The 25,762-nt window shown below is 66.4% G+C and carries 22 protein-coding genes; 13 read left to right on the top strand and 9 right to left on the bottom strand.

Annotated features, from left to right (window positions below):
* Positions 1 to 2: 2 nt before the first annotated feature.
* From FKV23_RS10500 to FKV23_RS10450, 11 genes are all read left to right on the top strand, one after another.
* A complete protein-coding gene (locus FKV23_RS10500) occupies positions 3 to 989 on the top strand; it encodes a hypothetical protein (RefSeq protein ID WP_208543158.1) in 987 nt (328 codons plus the stop codon).
* Positions 989 to 1,246, top strand: a complete 258-nt coding sequence (locus FKV23_RS10495; protein ID WP_141623796.1) for a hypothetical protein — start codon at positions 989 to 991, stop codon at positions 1,244 to 1,246. Before FKV23_RS10500 ends, FKV23_RS10495 begins: the two co-directional genes overlap by 1 nt.
* Positions 1,243 to 2,016 (top strand): hypothetical protein, encoded by a 774-nt coding sequence (locus FKV23_RS10490; RefSeq protein ID WP_141623795.1) that lies wholly within the window; start codon positions 1,243 to 1,245, stop codon positions 2,014 to 2,016. The genes FKV23_RS10495 and FKV23_RS10490 overlap by 4 nt, the downstream gene beginning before the upstream one ends.
* Positions 2,013 to 3,527, top strand: a complete 1,515-nt coding sequence (locus tag FKV23_RS10485) for a S8 family peptidase (protein WP_244243983.1) — start codon at positions 2,013 to 2,015, stop codon at positions 3,525 to 3,527. Before FKV23_RS10490 ends, FKV23_RS10485 begins: the two co-directional genes overlap by 4 nt.
* Before the next feature lie 173 nt (positions 3,528 to 3,700).
* Positions 3,701 to 5,815, top strand: coding sequence for a hypothetical protein (locus tag FKV23_RS10480; protein WP_141623794.1), 2,115 nt, complete (start codon positions 3,701 to 3,703; stop codon positions 5,813 to 5,815).
* A gap of 40 nt (positions 5,816 to 5,855) precedes the next feature.
* A complete protein-coding gene (locus FKV23_RS10475; protein ID WP_244243982.1) occupies positions 5,856 to 6,911 on the top strand; it encodes a hypothetical protein in 1,056 nt (351 codons plus the stop codon).
* Positions 6,912 to 7,082: 171 nt separating this feature from the next.
* Positions 7,083 to 8,444 carry a hypothetical protein gene (locus tag FKV23_RS10470; protein WP_141623793.1) on the top strand — a complete coding sequence of 454 codons (1,362 nt, stop codon included), beginning with the start codon at positions 7,083 to 7,085 and terminating at the stop codon, positions 8,442 to 8,444.
* Positions 8,445 to 8,471: 27 nt separating this feature from the next.
* Positions 8,472 to 9,719, top strand: a complete 1,248-nt coding sequence (locus FKV23_RS10465) for a hypothetical protein (RefSeq protein WP_141623792.1) — start codon at positions 8,472 to 8,474, stop codon at positions 9,717 to 9,719.
* A gap of 13 nt (positions 9,720 to 9,732) precedes the next feature.
* On the top strand, positions 9,733 to 10,632 hold the full coding sequence (locus FKV23_RS10460; protein ID WP_141623791.1) for a hypothetical protein: 900 nt from the start codon (positions 9,733 to 9,735) through the stop codon (positions 10,630 to 10,632).
* A gap of 1 nt (position 10,633) precedes the next feature.
* Positions 10,634 to 12,217: a hypothetical protein gene (locus tag FKV23_RS10455; RefSeq protein ID WP_141623790.1), complete on the top strand. Its 1,584-nt coding sequence runs from the start codon at positions 10,634 to 10,636 to the stop codon at positions 12,215 to 12,217.
* A gap of 125 nt (positions 12,218 to 12,342) precedes the next feature.
* The gene (locus tag FKV23_RS10450; protein ID WP_141623789.1) at positions 12,343 to 12,735 is read left to right on the top strand and encodes a host attachment family protein; all 393 of its coding nucleotides are present in this window, start codon (positions 12,343 to 12,345) and stop codon (positions 12,733 to 12,735) included.
* 34 nt (positions 12,736 to 12,769) lie between these two features.
* On the opposite strand, the gene FKV23_RS10445 is transcribed toward FKV23_RS10450, so the two are convergent.
* The 9 genes from FKV23_RS10445 to FKV23_RS10405 all read right to left on the bottom strand — a co-directional run bounded on the left by FKV23_RS10445 (position 12,770) and on the right by FKV23_RS10405 (position 24,380).
* A complete protein-coding gene (locus FKV23_RS10445; protein ID WP_279633049.1) occupies positions 12,770 to 13,348 on the bottom strand; it encodes an exopolysaccharide biosynthesis protein in 579 nt (192 codons plus the stop codon).
* Positions 13,349 to 13,500: 152 nt separating this feature from the next.
* Complete coding sequence (locus FKV23_RS10440; RefSeq protein ID WP_244243981.1) at positions 13,501 to 14,628, bottom strand: serine hydrolase; 1,128 nt, start codon at positions 14,626 to 14,628, stop codon at positions 13,501 to 13,503.
* Positions 14,625 to 15,737: a serine hydrolase gene (locus tag FKV23_RS10435; protein ID WP_141623787.1), complete on the bottom strand. Its 1,113-nt coding sequence runs from the start codon at positions 15,735 to 15,737 to the stop codon at positions 14,625 to 14,627. Before FKV23_RS10435 ends, FKV23_RS10440 begins: the two co-directional genes overlap by 4 nt.
* A 23-nt stretch (positions 15,738 to 15,760) precedes the next feature.
* The gene (locus FKV23_RS10430) at positions 15,761 to 16,915 is read right to left on the bottom strand and encodes a heparan-alpha-glucosaminide N-acetyltransferase domain-containing protein (RefSeq protein ID WP_244243980.1); all 1,155 of its coding nucleotides are present in this window, start codon (positions 16,913 to 16,915) and stop codon (positions 15,761 to 15,763) included.
* Positions 16,916 to 17,030: 115 nt separating this feature from the next.
* Positions 17,031 to 18,446: a PQQ-dependent sugar dehydrogenase gene (locus tag FKV23_RS10425; RefSeq protein WP_141623785.1), complete on the bottom strand. Its 1,416-nt coding sequence runs from the start codon at positions 18,444 to 18,446 to the stop codon at positions 17,031 to 17,033.
* 260 nt (positions 18,447 to 18,706) lie between these two features.
* Positions 18,707 to 20,653 carry an AsmA family protein gene (locus FKV23_RS10420; RefSeq protein WP_141623784.1) on the bottom strand — a complete coding sequence of 649 codons (1,947 nt, stop codon included), beginning with the start codon at positions 20,651 to 20,653 and terminating at the stop codon, positions 18,707 to 18,709.
* Between the two features lie 173 nt (positions 20,654 to 20,826).
* A complete protein-coding gene (locus FKV23_RS10415; protein ID WP_141623783.1) occupies positions 20,827 to 23,085 on the bottom strand; it encodes a PAS domain S-box protein in 2,259 nt (752 codons plus the stop codon).
* A 107-nt stretch (positions 23,086 to 23,192) separates the two neighbouring features.
* Complete coding sequence (locus FKV23_RS10410; RefSeq protein ID WP_167285159.1) at positions 23,193 to 23,585, bottom strand: response regulator transcription factor; 393 nt, start codon at positions 23,583 to 23,585, stop codon at positions 23,193 to 23,195.
* Between the two features lie 192 nt (positions 23,586 to 23,777).
* Entirely contained in the window at positions 23,778 to 24,380 is a 603-nt protein-coding gene (locus tag FKV23_RS10405) for a response regulator transcription factor (RefSeq protein WP_208543157.1), read from the bottom strand.
* Positions 24,381 to 24,848: 468 nt separating this feature from the next.
* On the opposite strand from FKV23_RS10405, the gene FKV23_RS10400 reads away from it, so the two are divergent.
* Both FKV23_RS10400 and FKV23_RS10395 read left to right on the top strand, forming a co-directional pair.
* On the top strand, positions 24,849 to 25,406 hold the full coding sequence (locus tag FKV23_RS10400) for a DUF4136 domain-containing protein (RefSeq protein ID WP_141623780.1): 558 nt from the start codon (positions 24,849 to 24,851) through the stop codon (positions 25,404 to 25,406).
* A gap of 54 nt (positions 25,407 to 25,460) precedes the next feature.
* The gene (locus tag FKV23_RS10395; RefSeq protein ID WP_141623779.1) at positions 25,461 to 25,721 is read left to right on the top strand and encodes a hypothetical protein; all 261 of its coding nucleotides are present in this window, start codon (positions 25,461 to 25,463) and stop codon (positions 25,719 to 25,721) included.
* Positions 25,722 to 25,762: the final 41 nt, after the last annotated feature.

Here is a 25,762-nt window from a genome sequence, read left to right as displayed (position 1 = left end):
TCGTGTCCGAGCACAACGGCACTGGCAGCAGGATCTTCCCGCCCCGCAACGGCGCCCCTGCCCGCGCGCTCAGCGGTGAAACGGCCGGCAACGGCCAAGCCGCGGGGACTCCGGCGACGCCCAAGCCGCAGGCCACCGAGACCATCGCCCGGCGGACCGGTGCGATGGTCAACGAGATCGACTTCCCCGGCTTCGTCGCCCAGCTTGTGCACGGCACCTTCGATGCGATCGTCGATGCCTCGATCCGACAGATGGAGAGCTATTCCAGCCTGGTCACTGCGGTGGCCAAGACGCTGGAGCAGTTCACCGAGGAGAACGTCAGCCCCAACCAGGCCCGCGACTGGCTGGCCACGCGCTACCCCGGCGACGTGCAACTTCTGTTGCCCGATGGCGGTGAGCGGATCGAGCCGCAACTGGCCCCTCGCAGCGACGACCTGGAACCCGCCTGGCTGGCCGAGTACGGCATCGAGAACGAAACCCTGACCACCGAGCTGTTGGAGGAACAGATCCTGCCGCAGGTGAGATTGAAGGTCGGTGGCGAGCGCCAGCAACTGCTGGCGACCATGGTGATGCTCGGCATGAATCGGGTCGTCGTACGCGACGGCAGCATCACCAGCAAGGTGATGTTCCGTGCTGCCGCCCAGGACGCGGCCAAGGTCGGCTACGCCGCCGGCACCGACCCCAAGGCGGTGGCCAACTGGGGCGAGCGCGGGAGCCTGAGCTACGAAGGCCAGAGTTCGACGATGGTATCGACCGTCGCCGTCAACGCCCAGAACGAATCCAACGTGCGTGCCGACCTGTTCGGTGAGGTCAAGCTGAACTTCGTCAGCGAGACGCTGCCGCTCGACCGCATGGTCGAGCCGGCCAAAGCCGCACTGGTGCAGCGCCATTCGCCGGCGATGCGGGCGCAGCCCGCGGCCGCGGCAACCGCTCCAGCGCCGGCAGCGCCGGCCGTGGCTCCGACACCACCGACTGAAGGAGGTGCGTGATGCTGCGCGAACTCTCCCACCTGTTGAATGAGTTGCACGACGGACTGCTGGCTGTCGAAGCCCGTGGAGGCGTGCAGCTGGCGCAGGTCGAGATGACCCTGCCGCTGGAACTGCGGCCGGTGCTGCGCGATGGCGGCTGCGTGCTGCTGGCGGACGTGCCGCGCAGCCGCGAAGTCAACGACTGGATGGCCTCGCCGTCGAAGCTGCGGCTGTCCTGGGGCCATGCAACAGATGAAACCGGGGGCGGACGGTCATGAGCGCGCAGATTCCCGCCCTCGTCCGCGACAGCGGCATTCCCTTCGACCTGTTCATCCAGGCCCTGACCGAGCAGTTGGACAAGGCGCAGGCATCGATGGCGATCAAGGCGCGCATCGGCAAGTTGCCGCTGACCTTCGCGGTCAAGGAAGTGTCGCTGGACCTGCGCGCGTTCGTGCAGATGGTCGACGAGGACGTGTTCCTGCGCCCGGCCGGCCCCGGCGAGACCGAGGCCAGCACGATCAAGCTCGCATTGACCACGATCACCAAGCCGATGATCGAGGAGAATGCGGTCGACTACAAAGCCGAAGACCCGAAGTTCAGCCTGCGCGAGGCAATGGGCGACCGAATCAGCGAGGACGATCAGCGGCGCCTGGAGCGGATCGGCGTGCGCACCGTCACCCAGCTCAACGAGTTGAAGGAGTCCGCGGGTACCGACGTGATCGCGCGGCTGTCGCGAATGCCGGTCAACCGCCTGCAGCAGGCGCTGATGAACGCGTCGGCGCCGCGGGTGACCCGGGTCGAACGCAACGGGAATGGTGCCGCCGGCCAGCGCGTGCACCTGAGCACGCCCTCATTGCGCGGCGGCCGCCTGCCGCTGGTGCGCGCCGCGGGGCAGGCCGTCCCGGTGGTGGAATCGGCCGAGGGCGGCATCGTGCTTGCGCCGCTGGCCAGCCAGCTGGGGTGCGAGGCCGAGCTCGATTTCGGCGATGGTGAAGTCGCGCGCGTGGAACTCTGTGAAGGCCATCTTGGCCAGTGGAGCACGCCATGAACACGCCGGCCACCATGACGTCCTTCGCGCAGGGTATGAGATTGCGTCGACCATGGCAGATACCGGGCCGACTGCTGCTGACACTGAAGTTGGGCGAGGTGCCCGAACATATTCCCGGCCTGCGTGCGGTGATCGGGTACGGCACCGAGAAGGCGGACCACATCGATGGCGGTGTGATCGATCGCCTGCTGCGCCACCACGGCGACGTGTTCCGCGTCACCCGCCTGCACAGCGCGCGCAGGCGACGTGTGGAACGGTCGGTGCCGGGAGCAAGGCGATTCGACGATGTCGAACAGATCACCGGCGTCGCCCGCGTGCTGCGTATCGAGGTGCGCGACCCCGCCGGGGTGCCGGCACTGCTGCAGGCCTTGGCCGAGGTGCCGGTGGTCGATCGGGTCTGCGCCGACCACCTGTGCCATGGGCCGTTCGCTGGGCCGTTCGCTGCCGACGAGGGCATGGCCGACGCGACCCGGGTAGATCCTCGCAAGGTGCAGGACCCGCACTGGGCGCGTGAGCTGATCCACCTGTCGCAGGCGCTGGCCTATGAACCGGGCGACGCGGCCACCGTGGTCGGCCTGGCCGATACCGGTGTCGCGCTCGAACATGAGGAACTCGACGCCAGGCTGCGTGCGGGTTTCGACAGCGTGGATCTCGATCCCGCACTGGTCGGCGGCCTCACCCTGGTCGGCAACTACCGCCGCCGTGGCAACGAGCCACAGGACGAGGTCGGCCACGGCACCGGTTGCGCCGGCATCCTCGCCGCGCATGGACGCGACATCCCGCCAGGTGGCGCCGGCGCATGCGGGTTGACGCCGGTGCGCGTGCTGGGTGCGGCGCTGGGGCCGGGCGACAAACGCTTCGGTGTCGGCGCGCTCGACAATATCGATGCCGGCATGAAGCGGCTGATCGACCTCAATGTGAAGGTCATCAACATGAGTTTTGGCACCCCCGAGTCGGCATTGTCGGCCGATGCGCCGCGCCCGCATGAGGAAATCATCCGCTATGCACTGGCGCGTGGGGTGATCCTGGTCGCGGCCAGCGGCAATTCCGGCCTCGACGAGCGCTTCTATCCGGCCGCGCACGACGGCGTGATCGCGGTCGGTGCGATCGATCGCAGCCAGCAACCGGCGGCGTTCAGCACCCGCGGCGGACATGTCGCGCTGTGCGCGCCGGGCCGCGACATCCTGACCTGCGGTCTGCGGGGCTACCAGAGCGCCACCGGTACCAGTTTTGCTTCGCCGTTCGTGGCCGCGGTCTGCGCCCTGCTGGCATCGCGTGCGCAGCGCCGGGCCTGGCCGATCGACAGTCATGAGGCGCGTGAAGTACTGGTCGAGACAGCACGCCCGTTCTCCCGCGCCGGCGTGGAGGGATGCGGCCATGGCATGGTCGATGCGATGGCCGCGTTGCACCAGCTCGACCGCCGCATCGACCGGGACATGGCCGAGGGCTCTGGCCATGCACCGGACGAGATCGAGGAAGTCGAACCACACCCCGCGTCCGTCGCGGCCTGACAACTGCAAGACCCCTGCAATACGCACCACCGCACCGCTGCCGAGGAGAACCCCATGGCGAGCAAACGAAGTTCCAGCAAGCCCCGTGAACCGGTGGGCGCCGCGGCAGCCATATCAAGAGCCGTGCGAAACGCCCGCTCCACCCACTCCGTTCCAGATGAGAGAGAACAGTCATGAAACGTATCCTGCTGGTCGACCTGGGCGAGCGCGAGCTGAAGAAGCGTCAGGAGCTGCGTGCCCGCCAACAAGTCCTGGAAACCAAAGACAAGACCGCCGACACCAGCGGCGGGTTGAATAGCAAAGAGCTCGACGAACTGACCACGATCCGCAGGCAACTGGCCAGCGACGTGGTAGTCGATCCGTTCTATCGGCTGGTCGCCGCAACGCACCAGCAGAAGGACTGGAAGGAATTGCGACGCGACAACGCTTTCGTGCATGAGTATGGCCTGCTTGGCAGCCAGCGCATGCTGGGCAACCTGCTCGATCCACTCGAGAAGAACGAGCGCGAGATCGCTTCGATCTGCGGCTTGCTGCAGATCGATGGCTACACCGATGCCTCGCGTCCGGACTTCGTGCAGCGCATCAGCAATGCACAGGGCGAGTATCGCCGCTACCGCGATCTGTTCGACGCTGTCTACGCGCACCTGAGCCAGCGCTATGAGGTGAGCCTGAAGTCGCAGGTCGATGCCGGCCTGGTCGATGCCGCCATCGTGGGTTGCGTCGATCCTGGTGGCGACCCGCAGAGCCGCGCCGAGCTGCTCGACCATGTCGCCGGAAAGCGCACCGCGGTCACCGCTGCGCAAGGTGCTGCCACCCGTGCCGCCGAGGCCGAACGCGCCGCGCAGGCAGCCAAGGAGTCGGCGCAGGCGCTGGCCCGCACGCTCAAGGACAAGGAGGCCGCGCTGGAAGCGGTCAGGAAGGCTACGCCTCGCGACCAGAAAGCGATCAGGGCCGCCACCCGTGCCGTCGGTGTTGCCGCCAAGGCGGCCGAGACGGCCGAGGCGCAGGCCAAGAGCGCGGCCACCCTGGCCAGGGAAGCGAAGGAGGTCGCCAAGGAAGCCCGGGCCGAAGCCAGCGACGCGTCCGTCGCGGCGGGCATCCGCGCTACCCAGGCGGCGTTCTCGCCCAGCATGTCGGAGACCATCTGTGCGTTGAGCAGTCGCAATGTGGCTGCAGTGGTGCGCCGCCTGGCCACCGAGAAGGTCAGCTCCAACGATGCCTGGCTCGCAAGCCGCATCCAGAACGCCTACGACATGGACACCGGCGTGGTTGCCGGTGCGCCGCCGTCGTCGATGGAGATCATGCTGCCGGACCTGGACGAGGGCACCGACGTCGAGATCATCCGCGAGAACCTGCATGCCGTGCAGGCGATCTACTTCTCGTGGATGCTGGAGGAGATGCACCTGCCACAGGTGGTCGAGCGCATCGTCGAACTGTTCCGCTCAGGGTTGCTGCCGCTCGGACGCGGCAAGGCAGGCGACTACCTGTTCAACTACTACAAGCGTTCGGTGGATCGCATCACCGAGGGCGAGCGTCGCGACCTCTACATGCGTGTGTTCGGCGCACCCGGCGGCGACCCCAACGGCAACCAGCCCAACCGCGAGTTCAACGAGCTGTGGTTGCGCTTCGTCTCGGCAGTGTCGTCGTTCGCACGGCAGCTCACCGTCAACAACTTGTTGCGCAGCAACATCCCGGTGGCGGTGTCGCAGGAGCAGGTGCGCAAGGCCGGCCGCGACCTGGGCGCCAACCTGTCGCTGCACGGCTACGGCATCGCCTATTTCGCCGCGACCGAGCTGCAGGCGATGATCCGGGAGTACCTGGAGAAGCTCGGCGACCCCGAGATCCGGCAGGCGTTCGGTGCCCGCGACATCTGGCAGGTGGTCGATCAGGTCAATGCCAACTACCTCGGCGGCCCGCGCAACTCCCACCGCTACCGGACCCAGGCCCATGCAGGCGCGGTGATCATCCGCTGGCTGGCCAATCATCGGCAGCGACTGGGCGGACGTTTCGGCGAGGTGATCTCGCTCGCCGCACTGACCAACCCGCAGCTGCGCGGCAGCGACCAGCCCACGATCGAACCCAACGACTGGGACCTGGTGCAGGCCTGCGAGCAGTGGCTGGCAGTGGGTGGCGTGCAGGACGACAACATCGAACGGTACGCGCAGCCCGTGGAGTCGCCTGTCATCACCAGCAAGCCGATCGAGATGCCGGCGTTCGCGCGCGATGCGCTGGATTCGTTGACCGGCGGCATCGGCGGCAGCCTCAACGGCGCGTTGCCGCCGCTGTGAACACGGTCGCCGGTCGTCCCGGAGCCATGGGAGATATGCCATGAACATGCCACGCAGCCACAACGGCAAACGGCCGATGGCAGCCCAGGTCAAGCAGTCGTTGAGATCGGCGGCACGCGCGCTCGGAACGCGCGACCCGCTGCCTTACCTGGATTCGCTGATCGATCGCACTTTCAGCCTGCCGGAGGACGACGTCGCCTATGCGCGCAATGCCCTCACCCCCGGGGCGGTGCCGTACGAGCCGTCGTTCTCCGAGGCCGAGCCGGATACCCTGCGCTTCACCATCGAGCCACTCGGGCCCGCCGCAACACCGGTGGCCAGGCGCGACGAGGCCACCCGCGAGATGCGGCGCCTGGTCTGCCCGGTGTTCGGCCGCGACGCACTGCGCTGGTTCGACTCGCTCAGCGAGGAGTGGCGTGGCTTCGGTGGCCTGGGCTGGATGAGCTATGGCGCCTGGTTCGGCAGCGCCTTCGACGAGGACGGGCTGTACGCGGCCAAGATCTACTACGAACTGTTGCCCAGCCAGATCGATGCGCTCGCACCGGCACTGGCGCAACTGACCCGGCAGGCCATGAACGAGATGCCGAGCCTGATGCCGATCTTCACCTCGATCGGATGCAAGCGCGAAGCCGGGAGCCAGCGGGTGACCTTCCTGCACCGGGGACCGTTGACGGTTGCCGCGCTGGGACCGCTGATGAACCGTCTCGGCATCGGCCACCAGTTGCCGAGCCTGATGCGGATCGTCGGCGTGGCCCTGGGCGGCCGCTTCGAGCTCCCCTCTGGCGGGGTGCTGATCGGGATGCGGAATACGCCCGACGGTATCGAGATGAAGCTGGAGATCCTGCTGGCCTCGATCCCGGATCTGCCAGGCCGCTTCCTCGACCTGCTCAAGCTCGGCCTGGCCGAGCGTCCACGCCAGCTGGCTGCGTTGTCGCGCTGGCTGGAAGCCTTCGGGATGGAAGCCAACGAGCAGGGGCACTTTTCCGTACTCAGCATCCGGGTGACGCCGAGCTCGCCGGCGCGGATCAGCCTGTACGTGCGGCCGATCGAGTTCGAGATGCGCGAGCAGATCGAGGAGGCGCGTGCACTGCAATAGACAAGCGTCAGGCGGATGCAGTCCCGCCGACGTTGCCGGAACTGCTCGCTGCAGAACTGCCCGCTGCCGGTGCGCGCACGCACAGGGCGGCGGATGAAACACAAGCCCGGTTCCCGCCGTTGCGGGAACCAACAGCCGACTCAGAACTGCCGAATCACTGGAGCACAGGCCATGTCCGCCATATTCCCAAAGTCAGCTCCCGCGGCCCGTGCCACCGCCGCCCCCATGGCCAGCCGGGAAACCACCGATGTCGTGCGTCGCAAGGTGCGGCAGATGCTCGAACAGGCCGAGTCCTTCCAGGAGCTTGCGCCGGAGAAACGTGAAGCGCTGGCCAAGGGCCTGGTGCAGGTCGGCAGCTACCTGGCCGAGCCGGACGGCGTCCGCCTGAAGCCCAACCAGCTCAGCCCGCAGGTGCGCGCGCTCGCCGGAAACGACAGCGAGCCGTTGCCGACGGACGATCAGCCGGAGTTCGGCACCGCGCTGAAGACCGGCGTGCAGCAGGCCGGCGCGTTGATGCAGGCGGTGAACTTCCCCGAGTTCGTCAGCGGCCTGATCGACGGCGTGTTCCATTCCATCGTCACCTCGTCGATCCAGCAGATGGAGGCCTACGCCAAGCTGGTCGCCGATGTGTCCAAGAGCCTCAATCAATTCCGCGACGACAACACCACCCAGAACCAGGGCCGCGATCACCTGGTCGAGCAGTTCCCCGATATCTTCCAGTTGCAGATGGGCAACAACGAATGGGGCGACTTCGGCGGCTTCGGCGACGAGGGTGGGCAGGCAGCCAACGAGCCGCGGGTGGTGGTGCGCCAGGACGTGGACGAACGCGCCGCGGTCGAGCGCATCAATCAGTCGCTGCCGCTCGACAAGCCGATCACCCGGCTCGACGACGAACTGGTCGAAGCCTTGCTGGTGCCGGCCGCGCGCACCCAGATCGCCACCGGACGGCAGCAGCTGCTGGCCACCCTGGTGATGCTGGGCATCAACCGCATCGTGGTCACCGACGGCCGCATCTCGGCCAAGGTGATGTACGACTTCCAGGCGCGCGACAACCTCAAGTACCGCCACAGCGCCACCAAGATGGACCACCAGCGCGATGCCTACGGCAATATCGCCAAGCTCCGCAGTGGAGAAGGCGAGTACGAGAGCGATTACCAGGGCGGTGAACGCAGTTTCACCTACAGCAAGGAAGCAGGCTATGAAGGCAGCAACCGCGATGCCAGCTATTACTCCAAGGGCAACTACAAGCACAGCGAACAACCGATCATCAAGATGATGAGCACGTCGCAGCTGCAGAACGATGCCTCGCTGCAGGCGCGCGCCAGCCTTGCCGGCCAGGTCGAGGTCAACTTCAAGAGCGACTACATGCCGCTGGACAAGCTGGCCAACCCCGAGTCGATCGCGGCGATCCAGATGAACGCACAGCCGGGCATGGTCAAGACCATGGCCGGGCGGCCGGCGCCGCCGCAGCCGGCAGCTTCGCCGGCCAGCCCGGGGGCTTCCCCGACGACACCGCCGGCGACGACGCCCTGACCCCGGACACGACACGGAGAGACCGCCATGAGCGAACCCGTGCGAAGCGCAGCAGCAAGCCCGGCCTGGCTGGACGACGAAACCCTGTCCGCGGTTCGGCCGCAGGTGCGCAGGCTGCTCGAATCCTCGCCCGGTTTCCGCGCGCTGCCGGTCGCCGAGCAGCAGGCGCTCGCCCGCAACATGGTCCGGGTGGCGTCGTACATGTCCAACCCCGACGGCCTGGCCAAACAGGAACTCACGCCCGGGCAGGGCATCCTGGCCAAGGGCGAGTCTCGTGACGACGGCCTGGCGCGGGCGCTGGCGGGCGAGGTCGATGCCGCCAAGGGCAAGGCATCGGAAAAGATCGGTACCTTCGCAGGCAGCGACTTCGAGGCCGGCTCGGTCGAGCAGGGTGCGGACAACTTCCGCAAGTACATTGGCGCGGTGGATTTTCCGGAGTTCGTTGGTGGCCTGATCCAGAACGTGTTCCAGGCCATCGTCGATGCCACGATCCAGCAGATGCGGGCGTATGGCGAACTGCTCAAATCGGTGTCGCAGACCGTCGACCAGTTCGCCTCCGACAACATCAGCCTCAACAACGCCCGCGACTGGCTGGTCGATCGTTTTCCAGGTGACTTGCGCATCGACACCAGCGGCGGCGACGGATTCGACGATGCCGGTGGCCCCCGCCTGGCCGTTGTCAACGAGGACAATGCAGAGGGGGTGATGACACGGGTGAGCCAGGAGATGCAGATCGCGCAGGCCATCACCGACCTGTCCGATCCCGAACAGGAAGGACGCCTGGCGCAGGCCGCGCGGATGCAGATGGCGCGCAGCCGCCAGCAATTGCTGTCGTCGATGGTGATCCTTGGCATCAATCGCATCGTGGTTACCGACGGCGCGATCAATGCCAAGGTGGTGTTCGACTTCCGCGCCTCCGACGAAGCCAAGCGCAGCGCTGCCGCTTCGCTGTACGACCGCGACACCAGCTACAACCGCAACACCACCGTGGCCGGCGCACATTTCGGCTGGGGCGGCGCGGCGACCAAGAACACCAATGTGCAGACGCACATGACCACCGTGTCCTCGTCCGTGAACGAGGAGTCCGAATCCAAGCAGGAGATGAAGGCCAAGCTCACCGGCGAGGTGCGGGTCAACTTCAAGTCGGACTACTTCCCGATGGAGAAGCTGGCATCGCCGGCGATGATCGCCGCGATCCAGGGCAACTCGACCCCGGTCGATCCGAACTACATCCCGGCGGCACGCGGCGGCGCCGGTACCTCGGGCAATCGCTGAGCGGAGGCCGCGCATGCGCCTGTTACCGCCACCGCCGGATATCTGCCTGTATCCGAACTACGAACATTCGGGACTGATGCGCTCGCTGGCGGTGGCGATGTCCGCGCTCGCGCCTGGGCATGCCGCGATGGCCTGGGCGATGTCGGACCTGGGCGCGATCGACCTGCCGCCCGGTTCGCCCGGGCCACAGGACCGAGGGCGCCTGCAGGCCGCCGCGCCGCTGTATTTCTCCAGCGCGCTCGAGGATGCCGGGCTGTTGTCGACGGCGGAGCTGATCGCCGGCCTGTTCGCCAGCGGCGCGATCATCCAGCCGCTGGGACCGTCCGCCACCCTGATCAACAATTTCTGGCGGAGCCGGCGTGAACGGCTGGACGCCAACGAGCGTCGCGCCATCTTCAATCGCGTCATCGAGATGCCGTACTTCGACACCCTGATGGCGCGCCTGTGCGAAGCCATCGTCGCCCAGGCCGATGGTGGCGACCTGCGCGAGCGCGTGGCGCTCGAAGCCGCCGCGGGGACCCTCGGCGAGTTCCTGGCGCAGCGCGTCGATCCGATGGCGGCGATCGCCGCGCGCGACATCGTCGACACCATCAACCTGGCGCTCGGCTTCATGCGCGACCGGCTGCTACAGACTGCCTTCGGCGTGCAGTCGCTGTGGCAACTGGTGGCCGTCGCCGGTCAACGCCAGGGGCAGGGCGCGGGCATGGTGCAGCGCTACGTCGACCAGGGGCGTGCCGGCCAGACGGTGCTGTTGTGGCTGGCCGACAACGTGACCGCGCAGGCGCCACTGCTGGATCCGAACGACTTCGAGCTGATCGGCGCCGCGCAGCGCTGGCTGTCGGGCCGGATTCATGCGTCGAAAGCCCCGTCGCAAGTCCCGGTGATCTCCACTGCATTGCCCGCGGCGGCCTGACATGAATGCCGTGGCGGCCCATGTCGCGCCCACGGGACCGGCCCCGCAGGCCGCACCGGCACCGTGGATACGTGGTGCCGTGCGCGAGGTGCTGGAGCGTTCGCCGAACTACCGCAACCTGTCGACCGACGAGCGTCGTTCGCTGGCCCGGGCGATGGTCAAGGTCTCGGCCCTGGCGGCCGATCTGGTCGCCGAGGAAGGGCAGGCGCAGCAGGACATGCAAGATAACCGCATGCAAGGTGACCGCGTGCGACGCACCGCGCCACTGGCCCGCGCGCAGTCGCAACCCGGCTTCGGCGAAGCCGCCGATCGCATCGCCAGCACCACCCGCAACGTGCTCAACGCGGTGTCGTTTCCGCGCTTCGTCACCGATCTCATCAACGGCGTATTCAGCGCCATGATCGATTCCAGCACCCAGCAGATGCAGCAGTACGTGCAGTTGCTCAACTCGGTGTCGGCATCGGCCGAAGGCTTCGAGCAGAGCCAGTTCGGCCTGGTGCAGGTGCGGCAATGGGTCGCCGATCACTTCCCGGACTCGATCGAGTTCGAACTGCCCGACCCCGACGACGAGCCCGACCCCGAGGACATCGCCGAAACACGCCTGCGCCTGAAAAGCGGTGCGTCCATGCCCGGCGAGGAGAGGGTCCGCGCGACGCTGGGCATCCCGCCGGAGGAATCGGTGGATGCCAGCAATCCCGAACAGCTGGTGCCGTTGGCGCGCCGTTTTCTCGCCCGGCAGCGCCAGCAGATGCTGGCGACCATGGTGATGATGGGGATGCAGCGGATCGTCATCGACAGCGGCCGGATCAACGCCGCGATGCGTTTCCACGTCGACACCCGCAGTGCCGCCAGCGAGGACCGCGGCAGCCAGTTCAGCCTGCAGAACCGCGTCCGTGCCGCCGGCAAGTTCGGCGTGGGGCCGTGGGGCGCCAGTGCCGAGATCGAGAACAACATCGGCTACGTGTCCACCCAGCGGTCGCAGAGCACCGAGGAGATGAACACCGACCTGGAACTCAATTCGTCGGTGGAACTGAATTTCCGCAGCGACTATCTGCCGCTCAATCGCATGGCCGCGCAGGCCCAGGCTGACCGGATCCGCAACGCCTCCATCAACCCCTCGGCCGAGGTCGACCCGACCGCCGCCCGCACCGCGCGCCTGCAGGCCCAGCACGAGTCCGAGCGAGCCCGGCGCAGCGCCATGGATACGGCCATCGACGGGGCCGGACGTACCTCGATGGCCGATACGCCACTGGAGGTTCCCGAGCCCAATGCGGGCGGCGACGCAGGCGGTGCCGCAGGCGCAGGCGGCTCCGGCGGCTCTGGCGGGTCGGGTGGAGAGGGTGGTTCAGGCGGTTCAAGCGGTTCGGGTGGTGGGGGAGATAGCTCCGGAGCCGGTGCAGGCGGCACGGACGCCACCTCCGGCTCCGGCGAAGGCGGTTCCGGCACCACCACGGGCGGCGGGGAAGGCGGCGGCACCAGCGGTTCGGGCGATGCCGCGGGCCGCCCGGCGACGGAGACCGGCGGCGCAGCGAATTCAGCATCGACAGACTCCGCATCGACGGGGGACGCCGCACTCACCGGTTGATCGGATATCGTCCCGTTGTTATGGCATCGGCAAGGAATGAGCCGGATGGTGTGGCGTATTCATCACGGTCACCCCCCTAGACTTCCGGTGACGCACGCAATGCCCGATCGATCGAGGAGGTCAAGATGAAGATTCCTGCCGGAACGTTGGTCGTGGTCGCCGATGGCACCCACGCGCGGGTATTCCGCAATGTCGGTGACGAGCGCAGCCTGACGCTGAAGCAGGAGGATCTGCTCGAACTCATGAACATGAACGATGACGGTCCCGGCGGATCGATGCCGGCCGAATCGAGTGGAATGCAGATCAACGAGGCCACCTTTGCCAAGCAACTGGCGCGGGGGCTGAACGATGGCGCACTGAAGGGCCGCTATGCGCATCTGGTGCTGATGGCGGATCCGCATACGTTGGGGCGGGTACGGCCGATGCTGCACAAGGAAACCATGCAGCGCCTGCTGTCGGAAACGGCCAAGACACTGACCAACGCGCCGCTCGAGGACATCGAGCGGGCACTGGCATAGGCGGGGCGATATCGTCACGCGTTGTGGCGATCGCTCAGGCGAACAGGTCCAGAGCGGACAGGTTGCCGGCGACCAGCCACACGATGGCAGCACAGACCGCGCCCGCCAACAGCACCAGCAGGCCGTCCCGGGTGATGAGTGCCAGGCCGAAGATGGTGAGTGCTGCACCGGCGAGCGAGTTGGCGAAGGGAATCAGCTCCAGCGGTGGCATCGTCAGCGCGATCAGCAGGCACAGCAGCGCGACGGGATAGCCGGTGATGCCGTCGGTACCGGCCAGTATCTGCAATCGTGGCCGCGTCATCCGGTCGGCGACGCGCGCCACCGGTCTCAGCGCACGCAGCGCCTTGAGCAGTATTCGCGTGTCGATCGAGCGCCGCAGCACCCAGCCGGGCAACCAGAAACAGCGACGCTGCAACAACAGTTGCGTCGCCACCAGAGCGACGATGATCGCCATCGCGGTCGGCAACCCCGGAACGGCACTCAATGGCGAGAGCACGGTCAGCCCCGGCACCAGCAGCATCGGACCGAAAGAACGCTGCCCTACGGCCCCCAGCATGTCCGAAACTTCGATCCGGGAATCCTGCTCCGCCTTGCCCGACAGGAGGTCGAGCAGATCTTCCAGGCCCTTGACGGGGGCTTCCGGTCCAGGGCAGGGGGCGGTCTGTTCATGTCCCGTCGCGATGACGAACTTCGGTGATGCTATCGGCTGCCCCGTGTGGGCCGCGTCTGGATCGTCGCTCCGCGCGCTGCCGCATGGCCGATGGCCTACCTTGCCAGCCCGGTTTCGCCCAGCGCCTGTCCGAATTCCCGGAAGGCGCGTTCAGCCTGGGCGAGATCCTCGAAGTCCTCCGCGCAGGCGACCACGACGGTGGCGCCTCCGGCTCCCTTGTCCGGATCGAGCACACCCACATTGCAGGCGCGTGCGACCTGGGTCCCGGTCTTCTGCGCGAAGTCGGTCCCGGACGGAAGGCCGGCCTGGATCCTGCGGTCGCCGGTGGTGATGGCGCGCATGTGATCGAGGATGCGTCGTGTGCTTGCTTCCGACAACAGTTCGCCGGTGACGAGTTTCTCCAGCATCAGTGCGTAGGCTTCCAGCGTGGCGGAATTCCTGCCGGTCTCGTAGTACCTGCCGAACACGTCATCGAGGTCGCGGGTGTCGAGCTCATCGCGCGGCACACCAAGCGCCTTTGCCAGCGCGACCAGCCGCGCCTCACCGGCCCTGCTGTTGCGCAGTCGCACCAGATCCATGTTGGACAGCTCGGCGACGCCGGGATGCAGCGCACCATAGGCGTCGTAGCGCACCTGCACGATGGTGGTGATCGGACCGAAGCCGCCTCCTGTCCAGTCCGCGATGCGCCGGTTCAGCACGTCCTCGCCGATCAGCCGGATCAGCATGTCGGTAGCGGTGCTGTCGCTGTCCTGCAACGACTTCTCCAGCAGTGTCGCGATGCTGTAGCGCGTACCGGGATCCTGCATGAGCAGGTCGCCCGCGCCGTCGACGTAATCGGTTTCCGACAGCACAAGCTCCTCGTCCAGCGCCAGGTCGCCGGCATCGACGCGCTCGAGCACGGCGATCGCCACCGGCACCTTGATGGTCGACGACAGGTACCAGCGGCGGTCGCCACCGCGATCCAGGCTGCCGGCCTGGTTGTCGGTGGCGGTGTCGAGATGGCGCACATGGATGCCGAAACTGCCGGGCATGGCTTCATCGATGCGGGCGGCGGCGGTATCGAGCGGTTCCGCCCATGGCGGTACGGGTGCGCCAGTGGGCACCTCGATGGAGCCGTGCTCCGGTTCCTGTTGCCCGGGGCGGCATCCCGCCAGGACTACTACGGCGGCGACGATTACGGCGCAAAGCATGGTGGGCAGGCGGCGCATCGAAATGACCTTCATCGGGACTCCGGATGCGGGATCGTGGCTCCGGTTACCGGTGTCGTCCGTGCCAGCACCCCGGAGGCGGTGACGGCGGCGCCCACTTCACGCAGCGCGCGCTCGCTTTGGGCAACGGACGCCGGGCCGCGCACGCACGCTACGATCACCACCTGCTCGATGGTGTCGCCCGCCGGCATCAAGACGATGCCCAGATCGCATGCGCGACGGTGCTGGGTCCCGGTCTTGTGCGCGAAGCGCGCCTCGGGAGGCAATCCGGCCTTGATGCGCTTCTCGCCGGTCTTTGCCCGCGTCATCGTGTCGAGCAGGTAGGTGGTTCCCTCCTGTCCGAGCGCCAGCCCATTTGCCACCGTCACCAGCATGCGACCGAAGTCGCGCAGCGGTGCGGTATTGACGTGGGTGGCGTAGTAGGCCTCGAAGGCACTGTCGATGTCAGGATGCAGGAAGTCCGCGGGCGTCACTCCCAGCAGTTCCGCGAGCCGGTGCATGCGCGTGGGGCCGGCCGCGGCCCGACGCAGGGAGAGCAGGTCCTGCGAATCGAGATCCGCGGCGCCGGCGTGGAACATGCCGTACGCGAGGCGGCGGACGTCGGCCAGGCTGGTGATCACCAGACCGTCTCCCTCCAGCAATTCGGCCGCCACTGCATTCACGGCATCCAGGCCGACACTGCGGATCAGCACATCGGTGGCAGTGTTGTCGCTGTAGACCAGCATCTGCTGAAGCAGGTAGTCGACACGCAGCGGCGTGCCGGCGCGATGCCAGTTGGTCTGTCCCGCACCGTCGACGAAGTCGTTGGCCTGAAGCCGGATGTGCGTATCGAGGGTCAGTTCGCCGTCTTCGATACGGCGCCACACCGCAATCGCCACCGGCACCTTGATCCCGGACGCCAGGTACCAGTTCTCGCCGGCGCGGTACGAGAACGACTCGTCGCGACCGACATGGTGGACGTAGACGCCGATCTCGCCCGGGAGGCGCGCCTCGACGGCTTCGAGCCTGGCACGCAGCGGATCCGCCCACGGCGGCTCCGGCATCGCCAGGGGAGGCGGGGCACCTGCTTGTCCAGCCGAGACCAGCAGCAGGATGCCGAGGAGGATGCATCGTGTCCCGATCATCGGTGTGGATGCTACGCGCATGATCATGATCTGCGCTGAACCCTCTGCAGCAGCCAGATCCATGCCGACGTGGCCAGGATCAGGCCAAGGCTCAGGGTCAATGCGAACTGATAGGAGACTGTGTGGAGATACCCCAGCATGTCGCGGAACAGGATGAAGATCACCGCGATGTGGAACACGAAGGCCATCAACGCGTCGCTGCCGATGAGGGTGACCGGGCGCAGCACCCGTGCCAGCCAATCGCCGCCGGCCACCGCCAGTGCCAGCAATGCAGAGGCACCGCCCAGGCTGAACAGCATGAACATCAGTTCCGGGGGGTGCTTGCCGGCGTTGCGCGCGATGCCCTGGAGCCGGTCGTCGAGGCTGTCGCCGGCCAGGGAAACGAAAGCGATCAACAGCGCCGCCGAGATCAGTGCCAGCGCGCCGGCCAGCGCCATGCGCGCGTGCGTCCGGTCATGGCAGCGCAACAACAGGCCCCCGATCAGCAGGCCGAGCAGGACCAGCGGTCCGCGTGAAAACTGGCCCCACGTGTAGTAGTCGGGATGCTCGACCAGGATCGCCTGCAGCTGCGGCACGCCCCGGAAGTCGAAGTTCTCGAGCAGCCACCACGACGCCAGCGCCAGCAGCGCCGGACTTGCCCAACGCAGCAGCGCCGGCGTACGTGCCCACAGTGGCAACAGCCACGGAATCCACAACAAGGCGATGGCGTAGAAGCCGAGGATCTCGGCGTAGGAGGGAAAGTTGCGATACCGCAGCGTGTCGAGGATCGCTTCGCGATCGTGCTGCGCGTACATCTCCACGACCGTCAGCACCTTGTACCAGAACAGCACCACCAGCCCGCGCCACAACAGCCTGTTGCGCCGTCGTGGCCAGTCCGGTGCACCGGTCTTCGGCACGAACGCAACCGCCAGAGCGATGCCGAACACCATGATGAACAGCGATGACGAGAACTTGGTGATCGCATGCAACGGCACCATGCCCCAGTCGGTGAAGTCGTCGAACTCCAGCAGGCCGTTGACGCCGTGGCTGAGGATCATCAGGCACACCGCGAGTCCACGGGCGAAGTCGATCGTCTCGATGCGGCCGTGAGCCGGACTGCCGGAGGCTGGCGCGGTCTTCGGCCGGTCCCGGTCGCCTGCCGCGGCGTGCGAGCCGATAGTGCTGTCGTTGCCGCTCACGGACATTCTCCGAATCGACGGTCTAGGGTAGACAGGGGTGACAGGTGGCATCGCCGGCATGACGAGGGCCGAACTGCCATCGCCATCCGCTTCCACGCCTGAAACGCAAGGGCATTCAGGGCGTCGGCGCGGTCACCGTCGGTGAGGCTGCCGTGATCCGCCAGACCGCATTGCCGACATCGTCGGCCACCAGTACGGCCCCGCGTGCATCGATGGCTACACCGACCGGCCGGCCCTGCGCTTCACCGTCGGTGTTGACGAAGCCGCCCAGGATGTCTTCCATCGGCCCTGCCGGTCTTCCGTCGGAAAACGGCACGAACACCACCTTGTAACCGGATTTCGGGCTGCGGTTCCACGAGCCATGCAGGCCGAGGAAGGCGCCATTGCGATAGCGTGCCGGCAGCGCCTGCTGCGATCCCGGGTCGGTCGTGTGGAACGCAAGTCCCAGCGGCGCCACGTGCGACCCCAGCGCATAGTCCGGCACGATCGCCTTCGCCACCAGGTCGGGCCGTTGCTCATCATTGTCTATGCGCGGGTCCGTATGCGGGCCGAAATAGCTGTAGGGCCAGCCATAGAATCCGCCCTCCTGCACCGAGGTGAGGTAGTCCGGCACCAGGTCATTGCCGAGTTCGTCGCGCTCGTTCACCACCGTCCACAAGGCGCCGGTATCCGGGTTCCAGTCCAGTGCGGTCGGGTTGCGCAGACCGGAAGCGAATACCCGGGTTTCGCCGCTGGCGGCGTCGACCTCGAGTATCGCGGCGCGATCGACTTCCATCTCCATGCCGTTCTCGCCGATGTTGCTGTTGGAGCCTACGCCGACGTACAGCTTGCTGCCGTCTGGGCTCGCAATGAGCGCCTTGGTCCAGTGGTGATTGAGCGGGCCGCCGGGTAGCGGGGCGACTTCGATCGGCGAGCTGGTGATCCGGGTCGTGCCTTCGGCATAGGGCACTTTCACCAGTGCGTCGGCATTGGCGACATACAGCGTGTCTCCTACCAGCGCCATGCCGAACGGCGATGTCAGGTTCTCCAGGAACGCCGTACGCATCTCGGCGACGCCGTCTCCGTCCGCGTCGCGCAGCAGCGTGATGCGATCGGCGCTGGGCACGCCTGCGCCCGCGCGCTTCATCACCGCATCCATCGCCCGGCGTTTCAGGCCCTTGTCCACTTCCCTCGGCGGCGCATTGCTTTCGGCCACCAGCACATCGCCGTTGGGCAACACGTGGACAGTGCGTGGATGGTCGAGGCCGCGGGCGAATGCAGTGACCGCGAAGCCGTCCGCGGGCGTCGGTTGCGCATCGTCCGCCCAGCCCACCGCAGGCGCAATGTCGACGGTGGGGATCAGCGAGGACCGCGGGTCCGGCAACTCGGGGTTCGGGCCGGTGCCCGCCGCATAGGTGGCGGTGGGTGGCGGTTGCTGGTTCTGCGTGGAATCGTCGGGTGGAACGCCACGGCTGCTGCAGGCACCGAGCACGATCGCGGCGAGCGTCGTGGACAGTGCGCCAGGCACCAGGATGGAGAGCGGGGGATTCATCGCGGGCTCCTGTGCGGATATGACGGGATGACGACATCCGGACCCAAGGCGCTCAACCGTTGCTTCATCGTGCCGGTTGCCCGGAGTCCGTTTGTGCTTCTTCTTGCCGGCGGGCTCACGTCAGCTGATGACGATTTCTCCGCAGCATCGCCGGAACCAGCCTGCCTCCGGGGCCATTAACGTGGCGGCAAGTCGACGAGAAGGAAAAGTTCACCATTGCCACCGGCCCCGCGTGGGTCATTGCAGGCTGCGGCAGGGGGTCACTTGGCGTATTGGCCGCCGCAATCATGGTCTTGCCCCCCTCCGAGTTCCAACATGGCGAGCAGGGCAGCGGGAGGGGCGATGCTGCCCAGGGTGAGCGCGATCGCGCCGCGCACGCCAAGCCGCCCCATGTCAGGGTGGAAGTCGGGATCGCGGAACGTGCCTTCGAGTACCAGCGGCGAGCGCAGCGCCAGGATGCTGCGGTCCTTCGGACGCGGGCGCAGTTCGAGGTCGAACGTTTCCTCGCGCAGGTTGATGTTGCCTTTACCGACGATGAGCGTGTCGGTCGTGTCGAAGGCCAGCGTGCGCGCGTCCATGATGCCGTCCTTGACCGCGAAGTCCCCGAACGCGCAGCGGATCGGCACCTTGCGATCCCCGGTCAGGAGGAAGCGCAGCGCCTCGGCGATATCCAGGCCCGCATATTCGAGCAGCAGGTTGCTGATCTGGCCGCGGCCCATGCCGATCGCGACGTCGCCATCCGCGCTGCCGAGGATCTGCGCCACCGAATTGCCGGTGCCCGAGATCTTGAGACTGCCGCCGATCTTGCCGATGGCATCCTGCGTAAGCCGGACGTCGGGGAACAGCTTGCCGAGGTCGAGGCTGCGGACCTCGCCGTCCACCCGGGTGCGGATGGTGTCCTGGCGCGCGTCCATGTGGATGTCGGCGCGGACATGTCCGCCGGCGACGCCGAAGTCCAGCGGTTGCAACTGCAGCACGCCAGCCTCGAGTTTGAGGCGGGCATCCATCCCGTCCAGTGGCAATCGCGGCGCGTTGATGCGAAGCGCGCGCAGGCGCACCTGTGCGTCCATGGCCCGCAGTTTGTCCAGCTCATAGGGCGTGTCCGGCAGCACACGGTTGCCGCTGTTGCGCCGGTCCGGTTCCGGCCGGCCGCCTCCATCACCGCTCCCGTCGGCATCCAGTCGTGGCGTGCCGCCGACAAAACCGGCGAGGTCATCGAAATCCAGCCGCTTCGACACCAGGTCGGCACGCAGGTAAGGGCGGGTGCCGCCGACGGTGACACTGGCGGAGCCGGCAAGGTCGCTGTCGCCGACCGTGCCGCTGAAGCCGTCGTAATGCCAGGTGTCATCGTCGCGGCTGAAGCGGCCGTCGAGCGTGTAGGGGGGCGTCGGCGGCAGCGCGATACCGATCAGTGGATAGAGGTCCTCCAGATCCTGCCCCGACAACTTCAAGCGCAGATCGAAGCCTTGCAACCGCAGCGGGTCGACCAGCTCGCCGCGCGCGTGCGCCCGGGTGTCGCCGGCCCGTGCCTGGAGATCGATGCGATAGGACGGGTCGTCGTCCTGCAATGCCAACGGTGATTGGGCATGGCCTTCGAGCTCGAACGCGGCCCCTTTCCAGTGGCCGCCGCCGGCAATCCCGATGGGGGCGACGGAGGTCCCGGGCGGCGGTTTGCTGCTGGAGACAGCCAGGTCGATATCGGTCTTGTGCGACGCATCCAGGAACCGGAGTCGGCCGTCGTCGATCCACAGCCTGCGCAGCCGGATCGGGTCGCCATCACCACCGGTCGCGAAATCCCAGTTGCCACCACCCTCGGGATTGGCTTCCAGGAGCAATCGTGGCTTCGTCAGCCGGATCTCGGGCGCGCGCACGCGACCAATGAGCAGCGGCAACGTCTGCAGCCGCAACTCCAGACGTTCGGCACTGGCCATGCCCGGATGCTCCGACCACGCGGCGTTGCCCAACTGCAATGCATCGGCGCGGACCAGGGTGACGCGACCGGGCTTCACGTCCAGATCTCCGCCGATCTCGAAACTGCGCTGGGTGCGTGCCTGGACGATCCGTTCAACGGGACCCTTGAACCAGTTCCAGTCCCACGCCAGCACCAGCACGACGATGGCCGCGGCCAGTACCGCGGCGGCGCTCCACCAGGGATGGCGTGCAACTGCCGCGAACGCGTGGGAGGAGGCTAGCTCTTGCGGTGTCATGCGAATGGACCGGCGCTTTGCCAACTACCATCGATGGCACCGGGTCAAGCCAGGGTGAACGGTCATTGCCGAAGCGGCGGCGGCCGATCGCGATTGCCGATCGGCGTTAAGGCCTCGTTACCTGGCCTGAACGAGTGGTAACGCGTATGGAACCATCTTTCGCACGCTTCCACCTAACTCGACTTTTGGAATTCTCGAGAACCGGGAGCATTACGAAATGCTTCGTCGGATCCGGCAGAACACGCCGGCAACAGGATCTTCAAGGTGGCGCCCACGCCCGGGTTGTTGACTGCCACGAGCGTGCCGTGGTGTGCGTGGATGATGGTTCGGCAGACCGCCAGTCCTAGACCCAGCCCCTGCGGCTTGCTCGTCGTGAATGGGGCGAATACGCCTTCCAGGTCGTCGGGCGGAATGCCCCGTCCAACGTCGCTGACCAGGATCTCGACACCGGGATCCTCCGTGCTCCGGGTCAGGATCGCCAGGGCACGGTCGGTCTCGATCTGGTCCATCGCATCGCACGCATTGATCACCAGGTTCAGCAACACCTGCTGCAGCTGCACCCGGTCGCCGCTGACCGAAGGAAGTGGCGACGCCAGATTCAGGCGTACGGACACGTTGCGGTTCAACAGGTCGCTGTTGATCAGGCGCAGGACGTCGTGTACGACATCGTTGACCTGCAGCTCCTCGTAGCTGACCTGCTCCTTGCGGAGCATCGCGCGCAGCCGGCGGATGATTTCGCCCGCACGTTTGTCGCTCTCGACGATCTGTGTCAGGCACGCGTGCACTTCGTGCAGGTCCGGTCGATCGTTGTCGAGGAAGCGCAATGCGGCCTGGGCGTTGCTCAACACCGCCGTCAGCGGCTGATTGAGCTCATGGGCCAGCGAGCCTGACATCTCGCCCAGAAGGGCGATGCGCGAGAGGTGAGTGAGCTCCTCGCGCTGGACCGCCACTTCATTCTGGATGCTCACGCGTTTGCTGATGTCATGGATGGAAGCGAGCACGAACTGCTTGCCGTCGACGACGATCGGACTGACAGTCACCTCTATCGGGACGTTGCTTCCGTCCTTGCGGTATCCAGGCAGCTCACGCGCGGGGGGGATGCCAGGAGTGTCCATGACCCACACGCCACGGTGCGAGCGTTCCGCGCGGAGCTCCGGCACCAGCCGGTCGATGTGCTGATCCAGAAGGTCCGCCCGGTCGTGGCCGAACACGCGCGCCGCCTGGATATTGGCGAGCACGATGCAGCCGTCACCATCGACCATCAGTTTGGCGATAGGGGAGTTCTCGAACACGACACGGAAGAGTTCTTCGGCCTGACGCCGTTCGCTGATGTCGATGATCACGCCACGCAGGCACTTGGGCGCGCCCAACGGGTCGTACTCGACGCGACCGCTGGCGGCGATCCAGCGGACGCCACCGCCTGGCTGCGGTAGCCTGTACTCACACTCGAACCTGCCGGTGTGGAGTAGGGCGTCGTCTCGCGCCTGAAGGAGCGCGGCGCGGTCTCCGGGATGGATGCGAGACAGCAGCGATTCACGGCTCAACCTTTCGCCCACTGGCATGCCGATCATGGCACTGCCCACTTCGGTGAGCCACGTCTGGCTGCTTTGGGCGTCCCAGATCCACAAGCCGAGTCCGACGGCCTCCGCCGTTGACCGGAAGCGCTCCTCGCTGCCGCGCAGCGTCGACTGGCTCTCCTCCAGCCGGCGCTCGAGCCAGAACGAGCGCGCGACGCGCCCGCCCAGCTCGAGACTCATCACGATGAGCACACCGAGGAACGGGATGTTGACCATCAGCGGCGCATGCACGCGGCCGAACGCCACCAGCGACGCCAGGGCACCGGCGATCAGCACGAACACGATCATGCTTCCGCACACGAGCATGGCGCGTCGTCGCTCAGAGTGGTCTCGCGTACGTCGCCAGACCGATGCGATCGCATCCGCGAGGAACAGCACCAGGACCAGCTCGCTGGCCTGGGCGAGCAGCAGCCAAGGGCTCGCATTGCCGACGGGCACCGCCACGACGGCCCCTCCCCAAAGTTCGACCTGCCGCAGTTCCTCGATATTGAGGAATCTGAGGCTTCCTCCCGAGACCAGGCCGGGGAGCAGGCTGCCCACGCGCAACGCGAACGCGGTGAATCCCAGCCATGGCCGGCCTGCACGGAAATGCAGGAGGACGAATCCGATCAGGGAAACGAGCACCAGCAGGACCGGCAGTTGTGCCTGGCGCAGTATCGCCGCGTACTGCTGTGGTGTCTGGGCGCGCATCAGGGACAGTTCGAAGACCGACAACACTGCGATCGCGCCTGCAGCCAGGGCAAACATCAGGAATGCGGGCTGGTTGCGCAGCCGGAACCAGATCAGCACGTGGATGAGGCCGAGGGTCAGGCTCACCCCTCCCATCAACGGCCAGAGAATGTCGACCCAGTCCATAGTTGATCCCCTGCCCGGCCCGCGCCGGGACAGGCGCCAGTCTAGCGCCGACCTCCGGGGAAAGAATCTCCTATGTGTCCGTCATCGCGGGACTTGTCGTCCCGGGTTCAACGGTCGTGGTTGCTGCCGGTCACCCAGTTGATCGCATCGATAAGGGCCTGGTCGTCGACCGGTTTGCGCAGGAACATGCGCGCCCCGAGCTCGCGCGCCCAGGATCGCGTCTCGGCATCGTCGCGGGCCGAGACGGTGATCACCGGCAAGGCGATCTCAAGACTGGACAGGCGTGCCTGGACGTCGGCGCCGGTCATGCGTGGCATGGTGATGTCCAGCAGCACACAGGCGTCCGGGGTATTGATTACTTCCTCAAGGAACTGCTCCGGCGATCCATAGGGGCGTGGGGCCAGCCCCGCCGAACGGAGGAGCCGGGCGAAACCTTCGCGCACGGCAGCGTCGTCGTCGACGATGTAGACCACCGTGGCTGCTACTTCGCGCTTGACCACCTCGGGTCTCCTGTCGCGTCCTGGGGCAATGCCGACGGTTCGGTCAGGACTGGCGTAGGCTGGGAGAAGCTGGCGCAAGTCTTGCCCCACTGGACACTAGTCCGGCCGGGAGGTGAAAGAGTATGGGACCTTGATCCCATCCGATGGGGCGCTCCAGGTTCTGTCGGGCAGACCGGGTGAGCTGGGAAGCCCTCAGGCTGCTTCCGGCTCCGCGATACCGAACTGGTCGCATTGGTGAACCAGTTCGGCGACGGAGCGCACACGCATCTTCGCCATCATCCGGCCGCGGTGCACCTTCACCGTCTTCTCGGAGATGCCAAGGTCGGCGGCGATCTGTTTGTTCAGCCGCCCGAGGATCACGTGGTTCATGACCTCGCGTTCGCGCACGGACAGCGTTCCGAGCCGGGTGCCGAACGCATCGGAGGCCTGGCGGCGGGAACAGTCTTGACGATGGCGTTCGACGGCGGCAGCGATCGCCTGCAGCAGGACATCGGCATCGGCGGGCTTCTCGAGCACATCGGAAGCCCCCAGTTTCATTGCCTGGACGCTCGTGCGGATGTCGCAAAAGCCGGAAAGATAGATCACGGGCAACGAAATGTCGTGCTCGCGCATCCAGGCGTGCAACTCCGGGCCGGTGAGTCCGGGCATGCGGATGTCGAGCACGATGCAGCCCAGGTCATCGGTAGCGTCGGAGGCGAGAAACTCTTCCGCGGACGCGAACGGCGTCGCGTTCCATCCGGCCGAACGAATCAGCCGGACCAGGCCGTTGCGCACGGCTGCATCGTCGTCGATCAACAGTACGCTGGCATCAGTGCAATCCAAGGTCCTGCGCTCCCCGGAACGACATCAGATTTCTCCCGCCAGTACTACAACGATATCGGCGACTGCAATCGGCCACGGTCCGGACGACACGGGTGTAATGCGCCAATAAGGCAGCATGCGCGTGCATGGCCGTGTTGCACAGTAGGCCCTTGGTCCCACCCCTGGCGACCGCTGGTCGGATTCGTGTCGAGGCGGCCGACCCGAGAATATGCCTGAATGGGATCAAGGTCCAATTACGCCCCGCTCCGCCCCGGCCTAGCCTGCCCATCACAGCTGCAAGCACGCAGCCATCGGGATCCGGTTCGACTGCCAGCGAGGGCATGACATGGGTCATCTCCGTTCAATCGAAACGATGCTCACTGTGATCGTTCTGGTACTGACGCCAGCCGCAGCAGTGCGATGGACATGCGATGCATTGGTTCCTTGCGTTGGGAGACGGAGATGAAGTCATTTTCGCGCATCGTTCTGACGGCCGGGCTTTCGCTTCTGTTGGTGGCTTGCGCTACCGGGCCCAAGATCACCTCGGACTACGACCGCAGTGCCAACTTCGCCGCTTACCGAAGCTTTGGCTTCTACGAGCCGCTGGGTACTGACCAGGCCGGTTACGAATCATTGATCACGCAGACACTGAAGGCCGCCGTGCGCGGGGAAATGGAAGCGCGCGGCTATACGTACGCGGAGACCGGCGCCGACCTGCTGGTCAACTTCAACGGTCGGTTGGCGCAGCGCACCGACATCAGCCAGGTCCCTGTAGCACCGATGTACTACGGCTACCGGCGTGGCTTCTACAGCGGGTGGGGCGGGTACGAGACCCACGTGGACCAGTACGTCGAGGGCACGCTCAACGTCGATCTCATCGATGCGCAGCACAAGCAGCTGGTGTGGGAAGGGGTGGCCGTCGGCCGCGTCACCAGGAAATCGCAGGAAGACCGTCAGGCCGCGATCCGCGCCGCTGTAGCCGAGATCTTCGCGAAGTATCCGTTCAAGGCCGGAGGCTGAGCTGGGTCGCGTGCCATCCATCAATCCCTCCATCGATTCGTCAAGGAGCACCTCATGCTTGCACTGGCTCGTTTGGGTCTGATCGCCGCGTTCACCGCCGCCCCGGCCTGGTCGCAGGAAACCGGGAATCCCGGTTACAGCGCCGACGAAGCGCTGGATATCGAAAAAGACGAGGCCAGGCAGATGGATCGCACGTTCCGCAAGCTCAGGAAGGCGGTGCCGGTGGTCAAGGCCGCGCGCTACCTGCAGGTCGAGAACAAGCTGCGCGCGATCGTGCGATTCGAGCAGGCGGTGCAGGTTCCCTATGCCCGCTAGCTTCACAAAGTGCCCGCGAGGGCTGGCCGTATCGCCGCACC

Source organism: Lysobacter alkalisoli (assembly GCF_006547045.1).
GTDB classification, from domain to species: domain Bacteria; phylum Pseudomonadota; class Gammaproteobacteria; order Xanthomonadales; family Xanthomonadaceae; genus Marilutibacter; species Marilutibacter alkalisoli.
Note: the sequence above shows the minus strand (reverse complement) of the source record. Positions and strands in the feature narration are given on the sequence as shown.

Coding starts and splice junctions, on each gene's coding strand:
- FKV23_RS10495 (WP_141623796.1), top strand. CDS start 989: ATGCTGCGCGAACTCTCCCACCTGTTGAATGAGTTGCACGACGGACTG.
- FKV23_RS10490 (WP_141623795.1), top strand. CDS start 1,243: ATGAGCGCGCAGATTCCCGCCCTCGTCCGCGACAGCGGCATTCCCTTC.
- FKV23_RS10485 (WP_244243983.1), top strand. CDS start 2,013: ATGAACACGCCGGCCACCATGACGTCCTTCGCGCAGGGTATGAGATTG.
- FKV23_RS10480 (WP_141623794.1), top strand. CDS start 3,701: ATGAAACGTATCCTGCTGGTCGACCTGGGCGAGCGCGAGCTGAAGAAG.
- FKV23_RS10475 (WP_244243982.1), top strand. CDS start 5,856: ATGAACATGCCACGCAGCCACAACGGCAAACGGCCGATGGCAGCCCAG.
- FKV23_RS10470 (WP_141623793.1), top strand. CDS start 7,083: ATGTCCGCCATATTCCCAAAGTCAGCTCCCGCGGCCCGTGCCACCGCC.
- FKV23_RS10465 (WP_141623792.1), top strand. CDS start 8,472: ATGAGCGAACCCGTGCGAAGCGCAGCAGCAAGCCCGGCCTGGCTGGAC.
- FKV23_RS10460 (WP_141623791.1), top strand. CDS start 9,733: ATGCGCCTGTTACCGCCACCGCCGGATATCTGCCTGTATCCGAACTAC.
- FKV23_RS10455 (WP_141623790.1), top strand. CDS start 10,634: ATGAATGCCGTGGCGGCCCATGTCGCGCCCACGGGACCGGCCCCGCAG.
- FKV23_RS10450 (WP_141623789.1), top strand. CDS start 12,343: ATGAAGATTCCTGCCGGAACGTTGGTCGTGGTCGCCGATGGCACCCAC.
- FKV23_RS10440 (WP_244243981.1), bottom strand. CDS start 14,628: ATGAAGGTCATTTCGATGCGCCGCCTGCCCACCATGCTTTGCGCCGTA.
- FKV23_RS10435 (WP_141623787.1), bottom strand. CDS start 15,737: ATGATCGGGACACGATGCATCCTCCTCGGCATCCTGCTGCTGGTCTCG.
- FKV23_RS10425 (WP_141623785.1), bottom strand. CDS start 18,446: ATGAATCCCCCGCTCTCCATCCTGGTGCCTGGCGCACTGTCCACGACG.
- FKV23_RS10420 (WP_141623784.1), bottom strand. CDS start 20,653: ATGACACCGCAAGAGCTAGCCTCCTCCCACGCGTTCGCGGCAGTTGCA.
- FKV23_RS10415 (WP_141623783.1), bottom strand. CDS start 23,085: ATGGACTGGGTCGACATTCTCTGGCCGTTGATGGGAGGGGTGAGCCTG.
- FKV23_RS10400 (WP_141623780.1), top strand. CDS start 24,849: ATGAAGTCATTTTCGCGCATCGTTCTGACGGCCGGGCTTTCGCTTCTG.
- FKV23_RS10395 (WP_141623779.1), top strand. CDS start 25,461: ATGCTTGCACTGGCTCGTTTGGGTCTGATCGCCGCGTTCACCGCCGCC.